The 24,286-nt window shown below is 53.3% G+C and carries 19 protein-coding genes; 13 read left to right on the forward strand and 6 right to left on the reverse strand.

The window, feature by feature from the left end; translation table 11 throughout:
- Window positions 1-38: 38 nt before the first annotated feature.
- A complete protein-coding gene (locus DZE2538_RS05910; RefSeq protein WP_023639260.1) occupies window positions 39-860 on the reverse strand; it encodes a pyridoxal phosphatase in 822 nt (273 codons plus the stop codon).
- 175 nt (window positions 861-1,035) lie between these two features.
- Here DZE2538_RS05910 and pgl point away from each other — a divergent pair, with 175 nt between their 5' ends.
- Entirely contained in the window at window positions 1,036-2,031 is a 996-nt protein-coding gene (pgl, locus tag DZE2538_RS05915; protein ID WP_038915823.1) for a 6-phosphogluconolactonase, read from the forward strand.
- Between the two features lie 61 nt (window positions 2,032-2,092).
- On the opposite strand, the gene DZE2538_RS05920 is transcribed toward pgl, so the two are convergent.
- The 4 genes from DZE2538_RS05920 to metG all read right to left on the reverse strand — a co-directional run bounded on the left by DZE2538_RS05920 (window position 2,093) and on the right by metG (window position 7,410).
- Window positions 2,093-3,343, reverse strand: coding sequence for an LVIVD repeat-containing protein (locus DZE2538_RS05920; RefSeq protein ID WP_038915824.1), 1,251 nt, complete (start codon window positions 3,341-3,343; stop codon window positions 2,093-2,095).
- Window positions 3,344-3,367: 24 nt separating this feature from the next.
- The gene (locus DZE2538_RS05925) at window positions 3,368-4,444 is read right to left on the reverse strand and encodes a sugar ABC transporter substrate-binding protein (protein ID WP_023639263.1); all 1,077 of its coding nucleotides are present in this window, start codon (window positions 4,442-4,444) and stop codon (window positions 3,368-3,370) included.
- A gap of 247 nt (window positions 4,445-4,691) precedes the next feature.
- A complete protein-coding gene (locus DZE2538_RS05930) occupies window positions 4,692-5,123 on the reverse strand; it encodes a VirK family protein (RefSeq protein WP_023639264.1) in 432 nt (143 codons plus the stop codon).
- 256 nt (window positions 5,124-5,379) lie between these two features.
- Window positions 5,380-7,410: a methionine--tRNA ligase gene (gene metG / locus DZE2538_RS05935; RefSeq protein WP_038915825.1), complete on the reverse strand. Its 2,031-nt coding sequence runs from the start codon at window positions 7,408-7,410 to the stop codon at window positions 5,380-5,382.
- A 302-nt stretch (window positions 7,411-7,712) separates the two neighbouring features.
- Here metG and apbC point away from each other — a divergent pair, with 302 nt between their 5' ends.
- The 4 genes from apbC to asmA all read left to right on the forward strand — a co-directional run bounded on the left by apbC (window position 7,713) and on the right by asmA (window position 12,307).
- Window positions 7,713-8,822 carry an iron-sulfur cluster carrier protein ApbC gene (gene apbC / locus DZE2538_RS05940; protein WP_012883950.1) on the forward strand — a complete coding sequence of 370 codons (1,110 nt, stop codon included), beginning with the start codon at window positions 7,713-7,715 and terminating at the stop codon, window positions 8,820-8,822.
- 312 nt (window positions 8,823-9,134) lie between these two features.
- The gene (gene udk / locus DZE2538_RS05945) at window positions 9,135-9,776 is read left to right on the forward strand and encodes a uridine kinase (protein WP_012883951.1); all 642 of its coding nucleotides are present in this window, start codon (window positions 9,135-9,137) and stop codon (window positions 9,774-9,776) included.
- 102 nt (window positions 9,777-9,878) lie between these two features.
- A complete protein-coding gene (dcd, locus tag DZE2538_RS05950) occupies window positions 9,879-10,460 on the forward strand; it encodes a dCTP deaminase (protein ID WP_012883952.1) in 582 nt (193 codons plus the stop codon).
- 32 nt (window positions 10,461-10,492) lie between these two features.
- A complete protein-coding gene (asmA, locus tag DZE2538_RS05955) occupies window positions 10,493-12,307 on the forward strand; it encodes an outer membrane assembly protein AsmA (RefSeq protein ID WP_038915826.1) in 1,815 nt (604 codons plus the stop codon).
- A 168-nt stretch (window positions 12,308-12,475) separates the two neighbouring features.
- Here asmA and DZE2538_RS05960 read toward each other — a convergent pair whose 3' ends face one another.
- Window positions 12,476-14,065, reverse strand: a complete 1,590-nt coding sequence (locus DZE2538_RS05960; protein ID WP_023639267.1) for a TerC family protein — start codon at window positions 14,063-14,065, stop codon at window positions 12,476-12,478.
- 867 nt (window positions 14,066-14,932) lie between these two features.
- Here DZE2538_RS05960 and DZE2538_RS21025 point away from each other — a divergent pair.
- From DZE2538_RS21025 to DZE2538_RS05995, 8 genes are all read left to right on the forward strand, one after another.
- Window positions 14,933-15,310 (forward strand): hypothetical protein, encoded by a 378-nt coding sequence (locus DZE2538_RS21025; protein WP_161624051.1) that lies wholly within the window; start codon window positions 14,933-14,935, stop codon window positions 15,308-15,310.
- A 212-nt stretch (window positions 15,311-15,522) separates the two neighbouring features.
- Window positions 15,523-16,659, forward strand: coding sequence for a polysaccharide export protein (locus DZE2538_RS05965; RefSeq protein WP_019845465.1), 1,137 nt, complete (start codon window positions 15,523-15,525; stop codon window positions 16,657-16,659).
- 18 nt (window positions 16,660-16,677) lie between these two features.
- Window positions 16,678-17,112, forward strand: coding sequence for an arsenate reductase/protein-tyrosine-phosphatase family protein (locus DZE2538_RS05970; protein ID WP_038915827.1), 435 nt, complete (start codon window positions 16,678-16,680; stop codon window positions 17,110-17,112).
- Between the two features lie 16 nt (window positions 17,113-17,128).
- Window positions 17,129-19,300 carry a tyrosine-protein kinase Wzc gene (wzc, locus tag DZE2538_RS05975; protein WP_038915828.1) on the forward strand — a complete coding sequence of 724 codons (2,172 nt, stop codon included), beginning with the start codon at window positions 17,129-17,131 and terminating at the stop codon, window positions 19,298-19,300.
- A gap of 194 nt (window positions 19,301-19,494) precedes the next feature.
- Window positions 19,495-20,649 (forward strand): glycosyltransferase family 4 protein, encoded by a 1,155-nt coding sequence (locus tag DZE2538_RS05980; protein WP_038913478.1) that lies wholly within the window; start codon window positions 19,495-19,497, stop codon window positions 20,647-20,649.
- A 297-nt stretch (window positions 20,650-20,946) separates the two neighbouring features.
- Entirely contained in the window at window positions 20,947-22,149 is a 1,203-nt protein-coding gene (locus DZE2538_RS05985) for a glycosyltransferase (RefSeq protein WP_038915829.1), read from the forward strand.
- Between the two features lie 279 nt (window positions 22,150-22,428).
- A complete protein-coding gene (locus tag DZE2538_RS05990) occupies window positions 22,429-23,286 on the forward strand; it encodes a glycosyltransferase family 4 protein (RefSeq protein WP_226067170.1) in 858 nt (285 codons plus the stop codon).
- 75 nt (window positions 23,287-23,361) lie between these two features.
- Entirely contained in the window at window positions 23,362-24,279 is a 918-nt protein-coding gene (locus DZE2538_RS05995; protein ID WP_038915830.1) for a glycosyltransferase family 2 protein, read from the forward strand.
- Window positions 24,280-24,286 lie beyond the last annotated feature (7 nt).

Below are 24,286 nucleotides of genomic sequence, written 5' to 3' on the forward strand. Positions count from 1 at the left end.
ACGTGTCACGGCACCACAGCGTGTGGGCCGTGACGGCGTCAGGCCAGAACCCGACTGCGGATGACCTCTGCAATACCGGGTTTTTCATGATGATCAATCACCAGATCGGCGTGAGCTTTGACATCATCGGCGCTGTTACCCATCGCGACACCCAGTCCAACAGCAGACAACATACTAATATCATTGAAATTATCGCCAAACGCGACGACGTCGTTCATGCTGAACCCTTGCGATTCCACCCAGCGTTGCAGTAAGCGGCCTTTGCTATTGCCGGTCTGGGCAATATCCACCTGATCCATCCATGACCACTCGCAAGCCAGACCTAACTCTTCTTCAACCTGTTTAGCGAAGTCATTCAATACGGCGGTATCGGTATGGTGGGTGGCGAATTTCCAGATAGAGCGGCTGTGGTCAGTGGCGGTCATCAGGTCATCGACCTGGCGAAAAACGGGGCGCTGAGATTCGGGAAGCTGTTCCGCCCAGGTCTGGGTGCGGGTGATGTGGCCGGTAATGTGCTGGTAGAGCATCGCGTCGTCGGCGTACATCAGGCCGTGAATGGCGAATTGCTGCAAGCGTTGCAGCACGCTTTTGGCCTGTGCCGGTGTGAGCGGGTTGGCGTCGTGGGTCTGCCCGGTTTGGTAATCGTAAAGGTAGGTGCCGTTGCAGCAGATAACGGGGGTATCCAGCGCCAGCGCCTGATAAAACGGGTGGATAGCCGAGTGGTGGCGACCGGTCACGATAATAACCTTGATACCGGCCTGCCGGGCCTGTGCCAGCGCCTGTAAGGATTCAGGTAAAATCGTTTTCTTTTGCGTTAACAGTGTGCCGTCCAGATCGAGGGCAATGATGCGATAGGTCATGGTATTCTCAACAGGTTATCGGGTTCACTTCTTTGGGATGGTACACTGGATGCCCTCTGAAGCGACAGAGCCTTTTTCTGTACTGACTTTGGAAGTCAGCACAGAAAAATGAAAGCCAAGCCTGAGCATAACGAGGCGCACCTGCCGCCTCACCGGTGCCAACAAGGAGAATCGAATGCAGCAAGTGGTTTATATCGCCAGTCCGGAAAGTCAGCAGATTCATGTCTGGCAGCTCGCCGCCAGTGGGGCGCTGAGCTTGTTACAGGTGGTTGATGTCCCCGGACAGGTGCAACCGATGGTTATCGCGCCGAATAAGCGCCATCTGTATGTCGGTGTGCGTCCTGAATTTCGGGTCATCAGCTACCGGATTGATGGGCAAGGCAAACTGACCGAAGCTGGTGTGGCATCGTTACCGGGCAGCCCAACCCACTTGTCGACCGATCACGCCGGACGTTTCTTGTTCAGCGCCTCTTACAGCAATGCGTGTGTTAGCGTCAGCCCCATCGGCGATGATGGCGTGGTACAGGAACCCTGCCAGCAGCTCGACGGATTGGAAGGGTGCCATTCGACCAATATCGACCCGGCGAATCACGTATTGTGGGCCCCTTGTCTGAAAGAGGGTCGAATCAGATTGTATGATGTCGGCAGCGATGGCCGCCTGAGCGATCACCAGCCCGTGGAGCAGCGTGCCGCCGCTGGTGCCGGGCCTCGCCATATGGCGTATCACCCGAACAACCGTTTCACCTATTGCATTAATGAACTGAACAGCTCGGTGGATGTGTTCGAGCTGGATGCGCAGGGCGAAGGCAAACGGATCCAGACGCTGAATGCCATGCCAGCCGATTTCACCGGTACCTGCTGGGCGGCGGATATCCACATCACGCCGGATGGCCGTCATCTGTATACCACGGATCGTACCGCCAGCCTGATTTCCATTTTCGATGTATCCGCGCAAGACGGGACATTGACCCTGACCGGGCACCAGCCGACGGAAACGCAACCGCGCGGTTTTAACATCGATCATAACGGCCAGTTCCTGATCGCCGCCGGTCAGAAATCTCACCATATTGAGGTTTACGGCATTGAGCCGGACAACGGTAACCTGACGCCGCTGGCGCGCTACGCGGTGGGGCAAGGGCCGATGTGGGTGTCAGTACTGGCGCTGGACTAATTACTGACAAGCAAGGTTTGTATCACGCGCTGCTGCAAGGCAGCGCGTATTCGCTCTGTGCTCAGCCGCGGTATTCGATGATCGATAACCCGGCGTTGTAATCGGTGCTATAGATAATCCCTTGCGCGTCTACAAACACGTCACAAGACTGGATCACCTGTGGCCGCCCTGGTCGTTTATCGATCATACGCTCAGGTGCAGCAGGTACCAGCGCCCCGGTCTCTTTTGGCCGGTATGGATTGCTGATGTCGTAAGCGCGCACGCCGGCGTTTTGATAGGTGGCAAAAATCAGTGTTGAACTGATGAAGCTACCCGGTCGGTTTTCATGCAGATTGTGCGGGCCGAAGTGTGCCCCTTTCTTCACATAATCGGTTTCACTGGGCTGCGGGAAGGTGGCGATACTGACCGGGTTAGCTGGCTCGCGGATATCGAACACCCAAATCAGTTTCTCTCCGTCTTCCTGATTATCCAGCACCGCTTCGTCCAGCACGATCAGCAGGTCGCGATCCGGTAATGGCAACGCCGTGTGGGTACCGCCGCCGAACGGCGGGCTCCAGTTGCGATGGCTGATGAGCTGCGGCTGGGTTCGGTCACTCACGTCCAGCAGCGTCAGGCCACCATCTCGCCAGCTGCCGTAGGCGGTGTCGCCGCTGACGATAGCATGGTGCAGCGCGTAGCGTTTGCCTTCCGGCCAGCTCGGTGTTTCACCGCCAGCGGTGTGCATGCCCGGTAGCCAGTAGCGACCGGCCACTTCCGGTTTGCGCGGGTCAGCGAGATCAATGGTCAGAAAGATGTAGTCGCTGTAGCCGTCCAGCAGGGCTGACACATACGCCCAGCGTCCGCCCACGTACCAGATACGATGAATGCCGATGCCATCAAGCGGCAGGAAGCTGATTTCACGCGGCTGGTCGGGGGTGGAAATATCGAATATCCGTAGTCCGGCGCTCCAGTGTTTATCCTGCTGGCCGGTGCTGACGGTCTCTGCCACCGAGCGGGTGTAGTAGACTTTCTCTTCAGCGAAGCGCGCGTCAGCGAACAGATCGCGCGCGTTGACCACCAGCAGCAGGTCATCGTGGGTTTGCAGATGGATATTCCAGGTACCCGGTGGTGCGGCGATAAAACCGGCTGGTTTGGGATTCTTCGGGTCACGCACATCGACAATGGATACGCCCTGCGACACCATGTGTCCGATATAGGCGTAACCACGATGCACCATGACCTGTACACCATCAGGGCGCCCGCCCTGATCGCTGTGTCCAATCAGCCGCATGTTGCGGCTGTATTCCGGCATGGGCAGGGGCGCTGATGCCATATAAGCCTCCGTTATGACAGACCTTTATTTGCTTTTGGCTTCCAGTGTAGCAAACCACGGCGCAATAAAGTCATTGGTCTGGCCCCATCCCGGGATGATTTTCGTCAGTCCAGCCACGTTGACCGGCCCAGGTTGACTGGCCAACAGCGCCTGCGGAATGCTGGCGGCACGGAATTGGTAGGTGGCGGGTGTTGGTTCGCCGGCAATCTTGTTGGCGACCAGACGCAGGTTGACCTTACCGATCAGTTTCGGGTCTACCGCGACACTGACTTTCCACGGGCTATTGGCTTCGCGCATCAGTTGCAAATCCTGATTGGAAATGTCGATGCTATAGAGTTTGATTTCGGTACGGCCGTTTTCTTTAAGCGCTTTGTACGCACCCTGACTGAAGGCATCCCACGCACCCCAGATAGCGTCAATCTTACCTTTCGGGTATTTCGCCAGAATTGCGCCGACTTTATTGGCGGTATCACCTTGTACGTCGGAAGACACCGCACCGATAGACTCCAGCTCTTTAATACCGGGGTTGTCTTTCAGAATTTGTTGGTAAGCCGTCTGACGGCGTTCCATCGGTGGGAAACCGGCTACCCACAGCTTGATGATGTTAGCTTTGCCGTTGAAATCTTTGACCAACTGTCCGAGGGATTCGTTAGCCAGCGAGGCGTCATCCTGTTGGCTGACCGTCACGCCGGGAATAGTGCGATCAACAGCCGTGTCAAACACGGCCACTTTGATGCCGCTGTCGACAATGCGCTGAATAAGATCGGTGGAGTAAGGCGCACGGCCTTGCGACAGAATGATACCGTCGTATTTCTGGCTGATGGCCTGGTTCACGAAATCCTGAAATTTGGCGTCGTCACCGTTGCTCAGAAAGGTGCTGATTTTAAAACCCAGCTTTTTGCCTTCTTCCAGCACGCCGGAAACGAACTGGGTGGTGTTGTCATCTGAACCGAGGTTGCGGATGACGGCGATGCGTATCGGTCCCTGATGGTTAGCGATGGCGGCAGGAACCGGAGCGGCGGTGGCGGGTGTTTCTGCAGCCAGCGTGGAGAAAGAAGCCGTCAGGCTCAGGGCCAACAGTGCGACAGGGAATTTCTTCATTTTTAATCCTCGGTGTTGTGAAGCAAGCTCGCTATTTATCGATATTTTATGGATATCTTTATGTCTGGATGTCTATTTTAGTGATGAGGAATCATAGCGGGTAACCTGGCGGTGTGCAAAGGGGGGGGATTATGCCTTTTACGCTTACCTTATAACTTTTTGTTTTGTTCGGGCGGGGTGGCCGGGCTATGGGGAATATCGATGAGGGAAAAGACATACCCGGTCTGCCGGGTATGTCGGGTGAGTCTTATTGCACGAAGAAGCCGATGTCCTGACCCAGTTTGCACTGGTAACTCAGGGTATTGCCGCGCTGCTGCAGGCTCGGCAGGTTAAACATGTAGGTGGTGAAACGCACGGTATTATCCGGCTGAACCTGATAACGCATGAACTGCTGAATCGGCGTGCCGTCATTGGCGACGGTAAAGTGCTCATCGCTAAATGACAGCGTACCGTTATCAATCAGACGATAAGCGCTGATATGCAGGCCGCCGCGAGTTTTACTGACTGGGGTGCCATCCTGAGGCGTGCAAGCGGATAAATCGATGGTGACGTTGACACTACGCCCCTGATTCAGGGCGGTGATGACATCGCTGGCACTCTTCAATGATTTGGACGCCATAGCTGGTGCGGCGGTAGCAAGCAGGGCTGCACTCAGCAGTAACGGGGTGATACGAGACATTCGATATTCCTCCATGATCGACGGTGGGTATGACGGTGCAGCCATCACAAGGTGTGTGAAAGAACGGGCCACTCGTGCATACCGCTAGGTGCGTGAAGTGATAATCACGCCGAGACACTGTTTATCATGGTCGCAGTGAAAGCGCTATGTCGTTTATCTGAAATAACGATAGGTCGGAGGTGTCAACAACGGATGTGGAATAAGGCGAGGCAGGGAAGAGACATCAGGCCGACAGTGCGGCCTGATGTAAGTGTGCTTACTTAATTTGCATACCTGGCTGGGCACCACTGTCAGGGCTTAACAGGAAGATGTCTTTCCCGCCGGGGCCAGCGGCCATCACCATGCCTTCGGAAATGCCAAAGCGCATTTTACGCGGTGCCAGATTGGCGACCAGCACCGTCAGGCGACCTTCCAGCGCAGAGGGATCCGGGTAGGCGGCGCGGATACCGGAGAACACCTGGCGGGTTTGACCGCCCAGATCCAACGTTAACCGTAACAGCTTGTCTGAACCGTCTACCAGTTCAGCTTTTTGGATCAAGGCAACGCGCATGTCGACTTTATCGAAGTCAGCAAAGTCGATGGTGTCCTGAATCGGATTGTCGGCCAACGGGCCAGATACCGGTTTGGCTGCCGCTGCGGCTTCCTCTTTGGACGCCTCGACCATGCCTTGCACCTGCGCGATGTCGATGCGGTTGAACAACGCCTTAAACGCACCGACCTGATGATTGGTCAGCGGTTGGGACAGTGAATCCCAGCGCAGTTCGGTTTGCAGGAAGGCTTCAGCGCGCTCTGCCAGTGACGGCAGTACCGGTTTCAGGTACGTCATCAACACGCGGAACAGATTGATGCCCATCGAGCAAATGGCCTGCAAGTCGGCATCACGGCCTTCCTGTTTAGCCACTACCCAAGGCGCTTGTTCGTCCACATAGCGGTTGGCGAGATCCGCCAGCGCCATGATTTCGCGAATCGCTTTGCCGGATTCACGGCTGCTATAGGCTTCGGCGATGGTGTGTGCAGCGTCGATAAAGGTTTGATACAGCGCCGGGTCGGCCAGACTATCCGCCAGTTGGCCGTCAAAGCGCTTGTTGATGAAACCGGCGTTGCGCGATGCCAGGTTGACCACTTTGTTGACGATATCGGCGTTTACGCGCTGTACAAAGTCTTCCAGATTGAGGTCGATGTCATCAATGCGCGACGACAGTTTAGCCGCGTAGTAATAACGCAGGCAGTCGGCATCCAGATGCCTGAGGTAGGTGTCAGCCTTGATGAAGGTGCCGCGTGATTTGGACATCTTGGCACCGTTGACGGTCACATACCCGTGCACAAACAGGTTGGTCGGCTTGCGGAAACCACTGCCTTCCAACATGGCTGGCCAGAACAGGCTGTGAAAATAAACGATGTCTTTGCCGATAAAGTGGTACAGCTCGGTGCTGGCGTCTTTACGCCAGAATTCGTCAAAGCTGAGGTCGCCGCGTTTATCACACAGGTTTTTGAATGACCCCATGTAACCGATTGGCGCGTCCAGCCAGACGTAAAAATATTTGCCCGGTGCATCCGGTACTTCGAAACCGAAATAGGGGGCGTCGCGGGTAATATCCCACTGCTGCAGCCCGGCGTCGAACCACTCCTGCATCTTGTTGGCGACCTGCTCCTGCAACGCGCCGGAGCGGGTCCAGCTTTGCAGCATGTCGCTGAATGCCGGCAAGTCGAAAAAGAAGTGTTCGGATTCGCGCATTACCGGTGTGGCACCTGACACGGCGGATTTCGGGTCGATCAACTCGGTGGGGCTGTAGGTTGCGCCGCACACCTCGCAGTTATCGCCGTACTGATCCGGTGCCTTGCATTTCGGGCAGGTGCCTTTTACAAAGCGATCCGGCAGGAACATGCTTTTTTCCGGGTCGAACAACTGGGAAATGGTGCGATTTTTGATAAAACCATTTTCCTTCAGCCGACGGTAAATCAACCCGGACAGCTCGCGGTTTTCTTCGCTGTGGGTCGAGTGATAGTTGTCGTAACTGATGTTAAACCCGGCGAAATCCTGCTGGTGTTCCTGACTCACCGTCGCAATCATCTGCTCAGGCGCTACACCCATCTGCTGTGCTTTGAGCATGATCGGTGTGCCGTGGGCGTCGTCCGCACAAATAAAGTGGACCTGATTGCCGCGCATTCGCTGGTAACGGACCCAAATGTCCGCCTGGATGTGTTCGAGCATGTGGCCAAGGTGGATCGGGCCGTTAGCATAAGGCAGCGCGCACGTTACCAAAATTTTATTTGCGACTTGAGTCATAGTGGGGAACTTGCTTGTTGGTTGGTGGATAAATTAAGAAGGAGTCGTGATGTTACCCCATCGCGTCGTAATGCGTAAACCTTGCGGCGATATGGGCTGCAACAAAACCCATCCGCTGCCCTTCAATAAACCGACAGAGAAGCGTTAATAAACCGACAGAGAGTCTCTGTGTGGACGTGCACGGAAAGCCGTTCCATCCATTTTTTCCATTTCTGCGAGCGGTGTGCGGTACACCCACGCGCAAGCGTTCTGTTATGCTAGGGCCGCTGTTAACGACTTTAATTCAAACTCAAGGAGCCGGGATGAACGATAAACTCCCCGCGCAAAACCCCGAGATGTTGCGCGCCATGGTGAATGGCGTACTGTCCTCCTTTTCGCACCCGACGCTGAAAAATAACCTGACCACCCTCAATGCGTTGCATCATTGTGCGTTGCTGGACGATGTGTTGCATATCGAACTGACCATGCCGTTCGTCTGGCTGAGCGGGCTGGCCGATTTAAAAGACAGCGTCAGTGAGGAATTGCTGCGTTTGTGTGGCGCGCGTGAAGTGGAATGGCGTCTGACGCATAACATCGCCACGTTGCGTCGCGTTAACAATCAGGCTGGCGTGAAAGGCGTGAAAAATATTATCGCCGTCAGTTCCGGCAAAGGCGGCGTCGGGAAGTCCAGTACTGCGGTGAATATGGCGCTGGCGCTGGCAGCCGAAGGGGCTAATGTCGGCATTCTGGATGCGGATATTTATGGGCCGTCTATTCCCACCATGCTGGGGGCGGCCAGTGAGCGACCGACATCGCCAGATGGACAGCACATGGCGCCGATCATGGCGCACGGGCTTGCCACCAACTCTATCGGCTATCTGGTGACGGACGATAACGCCATGGTATGGCGTGGGCCGATGGCCAGTAAGGCGCTGCTGCAATTATTGCAGGATACGCTGTGGCCGGATCTGGATTATCTGGTGTTGGACATGCCGCCGGGTACCGGCGATATCCAGCTTACACTGGCGCAGAACGTGCCGGTGACCGGGGCGGTTGTGGTCACCACGCCACAAGACATCGCACTGGTGGATGCCATGAAAGGCATCGTGATGTTTGAGAAAGTGAAAGTACCGGTGTTAGGTATCGTGGAAAACATGAGTGTGCATATTTGCAGTAATTGCGGTCATCTGGAGCCGATTTTTGGTACCGGTGGTGCGCAAAAGCTGGCGGAAAAATATCACTGCGCCTTGCTAGGCCAGTTGCCGCTGCACATTTCATTGCGTGAAGACCTGGATCGCGGCGAGCCGACGGTAGTCAGTAAGCCGGACAGTGAGTTTACCCAGTTGTACCGCGAACTGGCAGGGCAGGTAGCCGCGCAGTTGTACTGGCAGGGGGAAGTCATCCCGACGGAAATCGCGTTTCGCGCGGTGTAACCCTGATTCAGCGGATACCGCGCTATGCGCGGTATCCGTTGCTTTTGGCATGGGCAGGCTTGTCGCCAGTCATGCCCGTGTGTGTTATCCGTCAGGGAATGACGTCTTTGTCAGCGGCTCGGCCTGTGTAATGCTGGCGTGAATCGTGCTAACTCCCTATAATTGCCCGCGTCCAGACACCCCTGACTGTGTTGCGCAATCAACCACGCCTGTTGCTGATGGTTATCCTTCGGTGCACGATCCCGTGCTAATCGCGCCTGAACTGTTCGGTGTGTCCCCCTCCTTCTTTTTGTTAATCAGGTCTTTATTGCCATGACTGATAAGTCTCGCCAGTGTGTCATCATCGGGATTGCCGGTGCGTCCGCGTCCGGAAAAAGTCTTATTGCCAGTACCCTATACCGTGAATTACGCGATCAGGTCGGTGATGAACACATTGGTGTTATTCCGGAAGACAGCTATTACAAGGATCAATCTCACCTGACCATGGAAGAGCGGGTCAAAACCAACTACGACCACCCCAGCTCAATGGATCACAGCCTGTTGCTGCACCATTTGCAGATGCTTAAGGCCGGTCAGCCGATCGCGTTGCCGCAGTACAGCTATGTGCAGCATACGCGTTTGCAGGAAACGCTGAATATGGCACCGAAAAAGGTGATTATTCTTGAAGGCATTTTGCTGTTGACCGATGCGCGACTGCGGGATGAAATGAATTTTTCCATTTTTGTCGATACCCCGCTGGATATTTGTCTGATGCGTCGTATGCGTCGTGATGTCAACGAGCGTGGTCGCTCGATGGATTCGGTCATGGAGCAATACAAGAAAACCGTGCGCCCGATGTTCCTGCAATTTATCGAACCGTCCAAACAATATGCGGACATTATCGTCCCGCGCGGCGGCAAAAACCGTATCGCCATTGATATTCTGAAAGCGAAAATCAGCCAGTTCTTTGAGTAAGCTGTTCGCTGAGAAAATCCTTAAAGCAGGTGGAATCGGCGTGGTATTTCCGGCGCTGCTGTGGCAGTTTGAACACCTGCAAGAGTCTGACTGGAGAAGATGATGAGACTGTGCGACCGTGACATTGAAGCCTGGCTGGATGACGGCCGTCTGGTGATTACGCCACGCCCCCCGATTGAGCGGATTAATGGTGCGACGGTGGACGTGCGGTTAGGCAATCAGTTCCGGGTGTTTAGCGGTCATACCGCACCGTTTATTGATCTGAGCGGGCCGAAGGATGAAGTAAGCGCCGCGCTGGATCGCGTCATGAGTGATGAAATCAATCTGGCGGAGGGCGAGGCTTTTTTCCTTCATCCCGGTGAACTGGCGCTGGCGGTGACGCTGGAATCGGTGATTCTGCCGGATAATCTGGTGGGATGGTTGGATGGGCGCTCTTCGCTGGCTCGTTTGGGGCTAATGGTCCACGTGACGGCGCATCGTATCGATCCCGGCTGGCAGGGGTGCATCGTGCTGGAGTTCTACAACTCGGGGAAACTGCCGCTGGCATTGCGCCCGGGCATGATTATCGGCGCATTGAGTTTCGAGCCGCTCTCCGGCCCGGCTGCCCGGCCGTATAACCGCCGTGAAGACGCGAAATACAAGGACCAGCAGGGCGCAGTAGCAAGCCGGATCGATAAAGACTAGCTGGGCCAGGCACGACAGCGAATGAGGATGGCATGAGAAGATTGTTTACCACGCTGGTGATCCTGCTGGTGGTGCTGGCCGCAGGCATGACGGCGTTGGTGGTGCTAATCAACCCGAATGATTTTCGGGCTTACATGGTGCGTCAGGTTGAAGTGCGTACCGGTTATCGGTTGAATCTGGATGGTGAACTGCGCTGGCATGTCTGGCCGCAACTGAGCATCCTGTCCGGTAATTTGTCAGTCAGTGCGCCGGGTGCTGCGACACCGGTGATCAACGCCGAAAACATGCGGCTGGATGTGAAACTCTGGCCGCTGTTGTCCCACAAGCTCGAAGTCAAACAGGTGATGTTGAAAGGCGCCGTGATTCGTTTGACGCCGGATAGCGAGGCGCGTCAGGCCAGCCCGGCACCCATTGCACCAGCAGGGCCATCGGCACCGGAGGCGGATACGCCGTGGCATTTCGATATCAATCAGGTTGAAGTGGCCGACAGTGTGCTGGTATTCCAGCGTGGCAACGCACCGGCACTGAATGTTCGGGATATTAACCTGACCATGCGCAGCGATGCGTCCCGCCAGGTGCAGGTATCGCTTTCCAGCCGTTTTAATCGCGATCAACGTGATTTGTCGTTTTCGCTCGACGCTGTACTGAATATGCAAAACTACCCGCAACAGGTCGCAGCTGATATCAGCAGCATCAGTTACCAGTTGCAAGGCGCGGGTCTGCCCGCAGACGGTATCAGCGGTAAAGGAGCGATTCGCGGCAGTTATCAGCGACAGCCAGAGAAACTGACCGTCAACCAGTTCGCGCTTAGCGCCAATAACAGCCAGTTGAACGGATCGTTATCGGCGACATTCGGCACGGTACCGGAATACATGCTGACGTTGCAGTCAGAAAAATTGGATCTGGATGCCCTGCTGGGGCTGGCGCATGCTACCTCATCCGGTGACAGCGGGGACAAAACAGTCATCGCACAACCGGTGTTCTCGCACGATCAACCGCCCGAACCTTATCAGGGCTTGCGTAATTCGATTGCACGCGTAGCGGTAAACGCGGCGACGTTGATCTACCGCGGTATGACGGTTAAGGCGTTTGCCCTGAAAGGCAGTAATCAGCGTGGCAAGGTGAGCGTGACGGATTTTAGCGGTCAGATTGGCGAGGGGCGCTTTGCCATACCGGGAACTATGGATGTGTATGCTTCCCCGGTCGTCTCTATTCAACCAACACTGACTGCTTTGCCGCTTGCTACGCTGTTGCCAGCGTTTGACCTGCCTGACGGTCTGGATGGGAAACTGAGCCTGCAAGGGCGGCTGAGTGGTAATGATTTGTCGCGACAGGCGGTTATCTCTCAGTGGCGGGGCTCGGCATCGGTTCAGGTTGACCAACTGCGGCTTTCCGGGTTGAACGTCCAGCAGTTGATCCAGCAGGCGGTCGTGCGCAATAACAACAGCGTTCAAGCCCCTGATGACTATAGCCGTTATACCGATATCCAACAGATGAGTGGTGAGGCAACGCTTAACGCAGGCAAACTGGATTTGCAGTCGTTGTCCGGGCAGTCAGCGGCACTGACGTTAGAAGGCGATGGTCAGTTTGATTTACCGGCCCAGCGCTGCGACATCAATATGAATGTGCGGGTGAAGCAAGGGTGGAAAGGGGATGACCAGTGGGTGCAGGTATTGCAGGATACCGCTATTCCATTCCGGTTGTACGGTGAATTCGGTAATTTGAACTACCAGTTGCAGGTCGATCAGGTACTGCGTAAACGGCTGCAGGATGAGATGAAAAAACGCCTGAGTGATTGGGCGGAGAAAAATCAACCTGCCGCTAAGGCCCCGGCCACAAATCCGTAATGCGCCTGCGGCATATTCGGTAAATACTATTCTCGGTAAATACGCGTTTTCAGCGAAATGGTATCTTCAACAAATGGAATTGGATGAAACAAGAAAGGCGACTCAGGTCGCCTTTCTTGTTGTCATTACCCCGTATGCTATGACATACCGACTGAGCTGCCGCGTGAGTTACACTTCATAATCCGGCTGCGGGTCAGTTTCGGGGATAATCAGTACCTTCATGATGCGATGACTTTCTACCGCCAGTACCCGGAACAGGGTATTGTCGATATGAACTTCATCCCCTTCCTGGGGAATCTTCTGCGCATACTCCATCAACAGACCCGCCAGCGTGTGGTATTCCCGCTTTTCATCCAGTTGTAACGGGATATACATTTGTAGGTCTTCAACCGGCAGGTAGCCATTGGCGATGAGCGTGCCATCATCGTTTTCCTGAATATCGTGGCGGGCGTCCAGCTCTTCCCCTTCCAGCGGCAGATTACCGGCAATGGTTTCCATGACGTCGCTCAGGGTGACAACGCCTTCAATAGACCCAAATTCGTCAGCGACAAAGGCGAAATGTGTGTGTGCCTCACGGAATTGTTCCAGCGCCGACAGCAACGATAGTTGTTCCGGAAATACCAGTGGCTGGCGGATCAGTGCCCGCAGGTCCAATGCCTGGCCGTTTAATTGCTGGCGTAGCAGGTCTATCACGTGCACCACACCGAGCGGCTCACTGGACACATGGCTGTCGAACATCACCAGCCGTGTGTGTTGGTTTTTCTCCATCAACGCCGGGAAATCGGCGGGATCGCTGTTGATATCTACCTGTTCGATATCATGACGGATGGTCATGATACTGCTGACAGAACGTTGCGACATGCCGAGTACGCGCTCGATCATGCGCTGTTCCTGCTGGTTAAACACCGGCTGGCTGGCATTGCTGGTGTTATCCGCTACCCGTTCGGTGGCGGGTTTGTCGCGCTCCGCGTCGTCATGTTCGCCGCGCAGTAATCGCAGTACCGCCTCGGCGGTGCGTTGGCGCAATGGGGTCGATGAAGAGAGAAAACGCCGACGGTTGAACTGTGCCAACTGATTGAGCATTTCGATCATCACTGAGAAACCAATGGCAGCGTAAAGGTAACCTTTTGGAATCAGGTAACCAAACGCGTCTGCCACCAGGCTGAAACCTATCATCAGCAGAAAACTCAGGCACAGAATCACGATGGTGGGGTGTGCATTGACGAAACGTGTCAGGGGTTTGCTGGCCAGCAGCATCAGCCCGATGGCGATGGTCACTGCTGCCATCATGATAAGCAGGTGATCTGTCATCCCAACGGCGGTAATCACCGAATCCAGTGAGAATACGGCATCCAGCACCACTATCTGGGCGACCACCGGCCAGAAGCGCGCCCCTTTACGCTGGGTTTGCTGGGCCTGATCTTTGCCTTCCAGCCGTTCGTTCAGTTCCATCGTGGCTTTGAACAGCAAAAAGAGGCCGCCTACCAGCATAATCAGGTCGCGTGCGCTAAATGGGTGCCCATGAACGCTAAACAGTGGGTGAGTCAGCGAGACCAGCCAGGAGATGGAGGACAGCAGCACAAACCGCATCAACAAAGCCAGCAATAATCCGACAACTCGCGCCCGATCGCGTGATTTTTCCGGCAATTTCTCCGCCAGGATGGCGATGAAAACCAGGTTATCGATACCCAGAACCAGTTCCAGTACTACCAGGGTAGCCAGACCGGCCCACATTGTCGGATCAACGATCCATTCCATAGGCTGAGTTCACCTTTTCCTTTTCAGATTGCATGTGCATAGCGTATCAGGCGTTGCGTCGCTCAACCATAACGCGACCGATCTCGATTGATAGATATCAAATTGCCGGGCAACGATATCCCATCTTCCCCCTGTGAGGGTGATCACAATACTTTCAGCAAGATGGAATGCATTGCAACGCATTTTGAGAAACGAGAAAAATAGCCAAAAGGTCAAAAAATAATCTATTTCATTAAAGGTCTGCATTATATGTCGAATGCAGTAAAACGTCGGCAAAATAGCGCACTCTGCGGTCTCATCAGGTGTTTTTTAATGTGTTAACAGTATTATTATATGAAAATGAAATATTTATTAAGATGTCTCCTATATATTTATAGCTTTGTTTTTAAAGGATAAAAATATCTTGTGGCATAAGAGAAATTGCATGGAATGTTAGTATTTTTCCGAAAAAAAACATCAGGGAGATATTTGTCTTGTTATAAACAAATATTTTTTACTACTCTCCGGTGTGGCGATATTGACACAACTTTAAAAATATTTAATTCGAAACTTTAGTGTCATTAATGTTTTTGCAAGCCATTTTTACGAGTCAGTTAATGACGAGTCACAGCAATAGCTGGGCAAGTCTGGAACAACATCGAGACAGCGAGTTGGTAGCTACAAGCCAAGGGCGGTAGCGTACCTGAAGCGCTCTCCCGCAAGCGTACGCTGGTGTTTCAGAACATGCCCTCCATGACGTTGAAACCGTTCAGCTGCCGGATTACCGGTTAGCGATGAGCGAAACGGCGACAAGGTCGATGGGTCCACCGTGAATCCCGACGTGTGGGCTGCCTGTTACTCACTTGACTGAAAGGCGATGGCGTAAGCATGTTTACCCTGACACGAAAACCTATACCGCTGGCACAACCAGCGACATTTCCCCTGACCGGCGCACTATTCGCGTCCGCGTCGCCTTGTTCTGCCCACAGCGATGTAACCGCGCGGCCTGATGAAACGGCTTGTTTTCAGTTGATTCGTTTTCAATCGGCTCGTTTTCAGTCGACTCGTTTTCAGTCGACTGGCTCGCAGCTGGTGTGTGTTCAACCGGCTGCTGCCCGCGCTTTCCCTCACTTTTCATCAAATACGATTTTCAAACACAATGTTCGGATAACAACGCCGCGTTATGCCGCCGTTTTATCCATCACGTCTCCCACGCCGGGAGCATCGTGGGTTGCTGTGCCCGACATCCAGCGGCTGATCCGCTGACATCACCGTTTTGCTTTCTTTTTGAGCGCGTTGCGATGGCGACGGCGGCTCTGGCTATAAGAATTTGACGTTGGAACAGGAGCGAAAACACATCTCATCAACGCATTACCGATCAACGCATGAGCGAAAGGCTTCGGGTTGCCCGAAGCAGGATCGGTCGAGCAATGCTGCTCTTTTGTTTCTCACTTTACTAAAAAGCGATGGCATAAAGGATGTTAAAACCAACACTGAAAGTTATACCGCTGATGTTGTCGGCGACATTCCTGGCGGGTTGTACGCTGGTGCCAGGCACACACCTTTCTACCAGTGGAAAAGAGGTCATAGAACAGCCGGATGATGATTTCAATATCAATAAGCTGGTCAATATTTACCCTATCACCCCATTGCTGATAGATAAAATGCGCCTGCGGCCGGCGATTGCCCAGAATAACCCGTCGCTGGAGGAGGAACTGAAACGCTACGAATACCGTATTGGTATTGGCGACGTACTGATGGTGACCGTGTGGGATCACCCGGAATTGACAACACCGGCAGGGACTTACCGCACGGCCGCTGACACCGGTAACTGGGTTCACGCCGACGGCACCATTTTTTATCCCTATATCGGCAAGATGCGCGTCGTGGACAAAACACTGACTGAAGTGCGCGATGAAATCATGCGCCGTCTGGCGCAATACATCGAGTCACCACAGGTAGAGGTCAGCGTGGCTGCATTCCGCTCACAAAAAGCCTATGTGACTGGGGAAGTGGTGCGCTCGGGGCAACAGCCTATTACCAACGTACCGCTGACGATTCTGGATGCCATTAACAATGCCGGCGGGCTGAGCGAGTTTGCTGACTGGCGCAACCTGGTGCTGACGCATAACGGCAAAGATGAGCGGATTTCCCTACAGGCGCTGATGCAAAACGGGGATTTGTCCCAGAACCGCTTGTTGTACCCCGGCGACATTCTGTTTGTACCCCGTAACGATGACCTGAAAGTCTTCGTGATGGGGGAAGTGAACAAACAGTCCACCCTGAAGATGGACCGCAGCGGCATGACGCTGACCGAAGCGCTGGGTAGCGCAGAAGGGATAAATCAACTGGTGGCCGATGCGACCGGCATATTTGTCATCCGTCCGCTACGCGGTACGCAAGGGCCAAAACTGGCCAACATTTATCAGCTCAACACCAAAGACGCCACCGCACTGGTGATGGGATCCGAATTCCCGTTGCAACCCTATGACGTGGTGTATGTCACCTCAGCGCCGGTCGCACGCTGGAACCGCCTGATTTCACAACTGGTACCGACCATCAGTGGGTTTAATGACCTGAGTGAAGGCAGTCTGCGCGTTCGTACCTGGCCGTAATTACCGAGGGAGGTGTTGATGTTTAACCGTATTTTGGTCATTTGCGAGGGCAATATCTGCCGTTCACCCACCGGCGAGCGTTTACTCCAACAGGCCTTGCCAGAGAAAACAGTCGCATCGGCTGGCTGGCGGGCGATGGAGGGGAAACCGGCCGATGAAACGGCCAGCCTGGTCGCCGCTGAACACGGTGTGTCGCTAGGCGGACATGTTGCGCGTCAGTTGACCTCGTCGCTGTGTCGGCATTACGACCTGATTCTGGTGATGGAAAAGGCGCACATTGATGCCGTGTGCCGTTTTGCCCCAGAAGTCAGAGGGAAAACGTTGTTGTTCGGGCACTGGTTTAACCAGCAGGAGATCACCGACCCGTACCGCAAGAGCCGGGAAGCCTTTGAATTTGTGTATACCCAACTTGAACAATCTGCCCGCAAATGGGCGCAGGCGCTGAGCCGTTAACCAGTCAGGGATTACGATGTCAGAGAGAATTGCCGTGAAAACAGCTGAAGCGGACAAGGCGGATGAAATTGACCTAGGGCGTTTACTGGGCACAGTGCTGGATCACCGCTGGCTCATTATCAGTATCACCACCATTTTTACCATGCTGGGTATTCTGTATGCGCTGTTGGCAACCCCGGTGTATCAGGCGGATGCGATGGTGCAGGTCGAACAGAACGTCAGCGATTCGCTCATGAGCGATATTTCCAAAGTGTTGCCGGATACCAAACCGCAATCCGCGCCGGAAGTCGAGTTGCTCCGCTCCCGGATGGTGGTCGGTAAAACTGTACAGGATTTGGGGCTGGATACCGATGTGGAGCAGCAGTATTTCCCGCTGTTCGGCAAAGGCCTCGCCCGCCTGAAAGATGAAGAACCAGCCCGACTTGTTGTGTCCCGCTTGTCGGTACCGGACAGCTGGCTGGATGAAAAAATGACGCTGGCTATCGGGGAGAACGGCACTTATCGCTTTAGCGCCGGTAAGGATGCGGATTTTACCGGCCACATCGGGCAAGTCGCCTCTCAGCATGGCTTTAGTCTGCTGGTAAGCAGTACCGATGCGGCACCGGGAACGGTGTTTACCGTCAGGAAAAAAAATACGCTGACGGCTATCAATGACATTCTGGCGGAATTGTCAGTGGCGGATAAAGGGAAGGATACCGGCGTATTGCAGTTAACGCTGGAAGGCAGCGACCCTGCACTGGTGAAGAAGACGCTGACCAGTATCAGCGATAACTACCTGCAACAGAATGTGGACCGCAAGTCAGAAGAGGCGGCCAGAAGCCTGGCATTTTTGAAGGAACAGTTGCCGCTGGTGCGGGCATCGCTGGAAACAGCGGAAGACAAACTCAATAAGTACCGTCAGCAGAAAGACTCGGTGGATTTGTCGCTGGAAGCCAAGTCAGTGCTGGATACCATCGTGGATGTCGAGTCTCAGCTCAATCAGTTGACGTTCCGCGAAGCGGAAATCTCCAAATTGTATACCCGTGAGCATCCGGCTTATCGGGCGTTGCTGGAAAAACGCACCACATTGGAAAAGGAGCGGGACAGCCTGAATCGGCGCGTTAGCAGCATGCCGAAAACCCAACAGGAAATTGTCCGCCTGACGCGGGATGTGAATGTCGGGCAGGAAGTGTATGTCCAGTTGATGAATAAGCAACAGGAGCTGAGCATCAATAAAGCCAGCACCGTCGGTAACGTGCGCATTATTGATCCCGCTGTCGTGCAGCTAAAACCGGTGAAACCCAAGAAAACGCTGGTGATTGTGCTGGCAGCGATGCTGGGCGGTGTGGCGGCGATCGGGTTTGTGTTGTTGAAAACACTGCTGCATCGCGGGATTGAAAGCCCAGAGCAACTCGAAGAACTTGGCATCAATGTATACGCCAGTGTGCCGTTGTCGGAGTGGCAACAGAAGAAAGATCGGGAATTCGCTGGCAAGAATCGCAAACGCAATGCTCGCTCTGATTCGCTGTTGGCAGTGGGTAATCCGGCCGATCTGGCGATTGAAGCGATTCGTAGTCTGCGCACTAGCCTGCACTTCGCCATGATGGAAGCGAAAAACAATGTGCTGATGATTTCAGGTGCCAGCCCGGGGATCGGTAAATCCTTTATTAGTGCCAATCTGGGGGCGGTGATCGCTCAGGCGGGACAGCGGGTGTTGATCGTCGACTGCGACATGCGCAAAGGGTATGCCCACCACCTGTTGGGGGCGACGCCTGAACGTGGGTTGTCGGATATCTTGTCCGGGCAGATCGAAGCGCAGCAGGCGCTGCGTACCACGGTGGTGGAGAACCTGTTTTTTATTCCGCGCGGTCAGATTCCGCCGAATCCCTCTGAACTGCTGATGCACAGTCACTTTACCGACTTCATCAACTGGGCAACCGGGCAATTCGACATTGTGCTGTTAGATACACCGCCCATTCTGGCGGTGACCGACGCGGCGATTATCAGCCGACAGGCAGGGACCTCGCTGCTGGTAGCGCGTTTTGAAACGAATACGCCAAAAGAAGTGGAAATCAGTATCCGGCGTTTTGAGCAGAATGGGGCGCCAATCAAGGGGGTTATCCTGAATGCGGTTATCCGTCGGGCATTAAGTTATTACAGTTATGGTTATGATTCTTATCAATATTCCTATGGTTCGGATAAAAAGTAGTCAGGTGCGTGCATCAGGATGACCTATGCCCTGATGACACACCGAAAGTGTCGAAAGCACCGAAAAAAGAGAGAGAAGTGGCAGGGATGCGGCGCTGTCTGCGGTTCCTCTGACGTTGCGTCAGGGACAGGGGGAACGAGGGCGGCCATCAGGAATTAGGGCGGGTATAAACGATTAGAATAAGGACAGCCAACATGAAAATTATGATTATCAATACCTTATATCATCCTTATAAAGTAGGTGGCGCGGAGGTTTCCGTCCAGTTACTGGCTGAAGCACTGGTGCGGCACGGCCATCAGGTACGGGTGCTGTGCCTGACGCCTGACCCACAGCGCAGTGAGCAGAGAGTTAATGGCGTAGAGGTGTGCTATCTGCCTTTGGCTAACCATTACTGGCCGTTCGACGGGCAACCTCGTTCTTTCGTTCAGAAGATACGCTGGCACCTGAAAGACTACTACAACCGCGATATGCGTAGGACGGTCATGCGTGAAATTCAGGCGTTTTTGCCCGATATCGTTCACACCAACAATATTGCCGGATTTTCGGTGTCGGCCTGGTCAGCGGCGAGAGCCTGCGGGGTGAAAATTCTGCACACTAGCCGGGATTATTACCTGTTTCACCACAATGCCACCCTGTTTTCCGAAGGGCGGAATCAGGATCCTGATGCGCCAGCTATTCGTCTGCTGTCAGTCATGAAAAGACGGTTGAGTCGTCAGGTCGATGGTTATGTCGGCATCAGCCAGTTTATTAGCGAGATGCATCGTCAAGCCGGTTTTTTCCCTCATGCTCACCATGCCTTTATTTATAACACGGTACCGGCAGTCAGAAGCGGTGGCGGAAGTCAGGAGAGCACCGCGCAAGCGGACGTCAGGCGAATCGGCTTTATCGGCAAACTGTCAGCGGAGAAAGGGTTTGATGATTTTTGCGCGCTGGCCCGGCATTACCATCATCGACCCGGCTATGCCTTTTATGCCGCAGGCCGTATCACTCAGGATAACCCACTGGTGGAAGAGGCCCGTCAGTGTGGTGTGACATTGTTGGGCTTCGTCAGTCTCGAAAACTTCATGCAACAGGTGGATGTGGTGGTGTTGCCGGTGAAATGGCACGAACCGTTCGGTCGGGTAGTGGTGGAAAGCATATTCCACGGAAAGGTGGTCCTGACCAACCGGATGGGGGCGGTTGGCGAACTGGCCGCTATGCTGCCGAACATCTATTTCATGGAGGAGACCCAGATGGATGATGTGGTGAAACATGTCGAGCCGCTTTGCCCTGACATGCTGGCACATTTCACACCCAGCCGGGTCGCGCGGGAATATGAACAGGCTTACCGCAATGTACTGGGTGCCTGAGATACCCATCCCATTTATCAGTATGTTTCACGTGGGCTGAGTTAATCCGCGTGTCTTGTCAGCGTGTATTGATTGACAGAGGCTGTTTCACTTTTGCCTATGAAATGATGAATAAAGAAAACGCATAACGTTGCACTGGCTGTCATGGTGCTGCAATCAAGAATGTGGTCTTTAACGCATGGCTTTATTTGCTCTGGGTTAGTTTGGCTATCAGTTTGATTCTTAACACCATTTATTTAACACGGAGAAGGCGCTCATCGTCTGTGCCGACTCTGTATTTGCCAGGGGCAATGCACTATGCGAATTCTGATTATTAATACGTTATATCACCCCTACAAGGTAGGGGGAGCCGAAGTCTCCGTGCAGTTAATGGCGGAAGCGTTGGTTCAACGGCACCACCAGGTACAAGTACTGTGTCTGACGCCGGAAAAGCAGCGCAGTGAAACGGTAATCAATGGCGTTGCTGTGTGTTATGTGCCGTTAGCCAATGACTACTGGCCGTTTGATGGTGAAAAAAAGTCTTTCTGTCAGAAGATGCGCTGGCATCTGAAAGATCACTACAACCGTGATATGTGTGCCACCGTGATGGAGGTTATTCGGGATTTTGCGCCGGACCTGGTTCACACCAACAATATTGCGGGATTTTCGGTGTCGGTCTGGTCGGCGGCAAAGGCCTGTGGGGTGAAAATTCTGCACACCAGTCGGGATTATTATCTGTTTCACCCAAATGCGACGCTGTTTAGCCGAGGGCAAAATCAGGATCCAACAGCAGCCAGTATTCGTCTGCTGTCCTGGTTGAAAAGACGTTATAGCCGACTGGTGGATGGCTATGTCGGTATTAGTCAGTTTATTTTTGAACGCCATCATCGGGCAGGATTTTTTCCTGGTGCACCACAGTCGTTCATTTATGACATTGTGCTGCCTGCGGTTGAGGATGCTGAATCAAACACGGTAGTTGCAGACAACAGAAAACGCTGGCGTATCGGTTTTATCGGCAAGCTGGCACAGGACAAGGGATTTGACGAATTTTGCCTGCTGGCCCGCCATTACCGTCATCACCCTGAGTATGCCTTTTGTGCTGCTGGGCATATCAATCCCGGTAATCCGTTGGTAGCGGATGCTCGCGATAGCGGGGTGACGTTACTGGGCTTTGTGAGCCTGGAGGCGTTTATGCAACAGGTGGATATTGTGGTATTGCCGGTGAAATGGCATGAACCCTTCGGCCGGGTAGTGGTAGAGAGTGTGTTTTATGGAAAGATTGTCCTGACGAACCGTATGGGCGCGGTCAGTGAATTATCGACCTTATTACCGAATATTTATTTCATGGAAGAGAGTTCTCTTGAGTCAGTGACTAATATACATATAGAACCGATCAGTGCGGAAATATTGCATGCTTTCACGCCAGAGAAAATTGCCGGCGAATTTGAACGTGCTTATATGAAGATACTGATGCCGGGATGCTATCAGCATTATTTATCACCCGCAAAAGGGGAAAAATAAAACATATCAATATATTAATTCGCTTGTCTTTGGGTAGGGAATGCCGTCAAAAACAGTTTATTTCATCTAAATGGTTTCACTATTAAGTGATGCCAGAAGGGGATGTCATTCATGTATGTGAATACACGTAATTTACTGGGGCACACTACCGGTGTGCAGCGTTATACCAGAAAGATTATTGATTATATTTCCACTGAGGGTGTCAGGGTAGCATCAATACAGCCTGATAGAGTTATTTATGGTATGAAGGGGCATTTGTGGGAGCAAATTTCTCTGCCAATGAATATCTCTTCACGAGAAATATTATGGTCCCCTTGTAATACGGGGCCTTTATTGATTAAAAATCAGATTGTCACTATTCACGATACTGTACCTTTTGATCACCCCGAATGGCTGAATAAAAAATTTGTGGCCTGGTATCAATTTATGCAGCCGCGTCTGGCGAAAAAAGTAGAACACATCATCACTATTTCTGAATTTTCCCGAGAACGCATCATCCACCATTTACGCGTGCCGGCGAGTAAGGTGTCGGTGATTTATAACGGTGTGGATGTGTTACAGCCAGAGGCTGGCGGTAGTGAAACGGGAAAAAGTTTGCCAGTGGTGGATGGTGATTACTTACTGTCGGTGGGCTCACTGGAACCACGAAAAAATATTCCCCGGTTAATCAAGGCGTTTCTACGCTTCAGGCAGGAAAGCCACACGGATATGCGTCTGGTAATTGTGGGTAAGAAAGGCGTCTCACGGGTTTTTGAGGATGACGGGACACAAGCGGTGGCCGACAACCCGGCGGTGGTATTTACCGGCCATGTCAGCGATGAAGCGTTGGTGAGTTTGTATCAGCACGCGCGTGGTTTTTGCTATCCCTCGATGTACGAAGGCTTTGGCTTGCCGCCGCTTGAGGCCATGTGCTACGGCCTGCCGGTATTAACCAGCAACACCACATCAATGAAAGAGTTGTGTGAGAAACGGGCGATCCTGGTCGACCCCTTGTCGGTGGAGTCTATCGCCGAAGGCATTCACCAACTGGTGGCCGGACAAGGGCCGGCGGGGATGCGGGAAAACGGCGAGGCATTCGCCCGATCGCTGACCTGGAAGCAGTGTGCATCTGAAACGTTACGCGTACTGGAGCATTGAGACTCCTGCGGTGTAACCGAACCAATAGCGTTTTCGCTATTCCTGTGTGCCATTCAGATGTGCAAGAGACGCGATATGAAAGTTAACTTTGTAGTTCCGGTATATAACGGCGGCAGTATCTGGGAGCAGTGTGCATCGGCGCTGCACGACTGTCTGGTCGCTGAAAAATTATCACCTCAGCAGGTGCTGGTCATTGATTCGGCATCACGGGACAACTCGCTTGATGTTGCTGCCCGCTATGGTTTTCGTTGCCACTCGATTACTTCCGCCGAATTTAATCACGGCGGGACGCGTAATCTCGGTGTGGAAATGAGCGGCGGTGATGTGGTGGTGTTCCTGACCCAGGATGCGATTCCTCAGGCTTATTTTATTCGTGAGATTGTGTCGGCATTTGCCGATGAGCGGGTAGCTGTGGCGTATGGCCGCCAGTTACCTCATGACGACGCTAACCCGTTAGCCCGTCATGCGCGACGCTTTAATTACCGTTCTCGCAGCCAGATTATGGGGATGATGAATAAGGCGCAGTATGGCATCAAGACGGTGTTCAGTTCGAACTCGTTTGCCGCCTACCGGGTGAAGGTGTTCCATGAATTAGGGGGATTCCCGTCTAACACAATTCTCAGTGAGGATATGTATCTGGCCGCGCAGGCGGTACTGGCGGGATATCGGGTCGCTTATGTCGCACAAGCGGCGGTCAAGCATTCACATAATTACACGCCGATAGAGGAATTTAAACGTTATTTCGATATTGGTGTTTTCCACTGTGACGAAAAATGGATTAGGGAGGCGTTTGGCGGAGCTGGCGGCGAAGGTATGCGGTTTATTTTTTCCGAGCTCAGCTATCTAATGAAAAGAAATCATTATCTGTGGATCCCTCGTGCCTGTGTGCACAATGCCCTGAAAATTGCGGGATATAAGTTAGGGCAGCATTATCAAAAAATACCTCATGGCTTAATCAGGAAACTGAGTATGCATAAAAGATTCTGGCAATAACTTCTAC

This window comes from Dickeya zeae NCPPB 2538, assembly GCF_000406165.1.
Lineage (GTDB): Bacteria > Pseudomonadota > Gammaproteobacteria > Enterobacterales > Enterobacteriaceae > Dickeya > Dickeya zeae.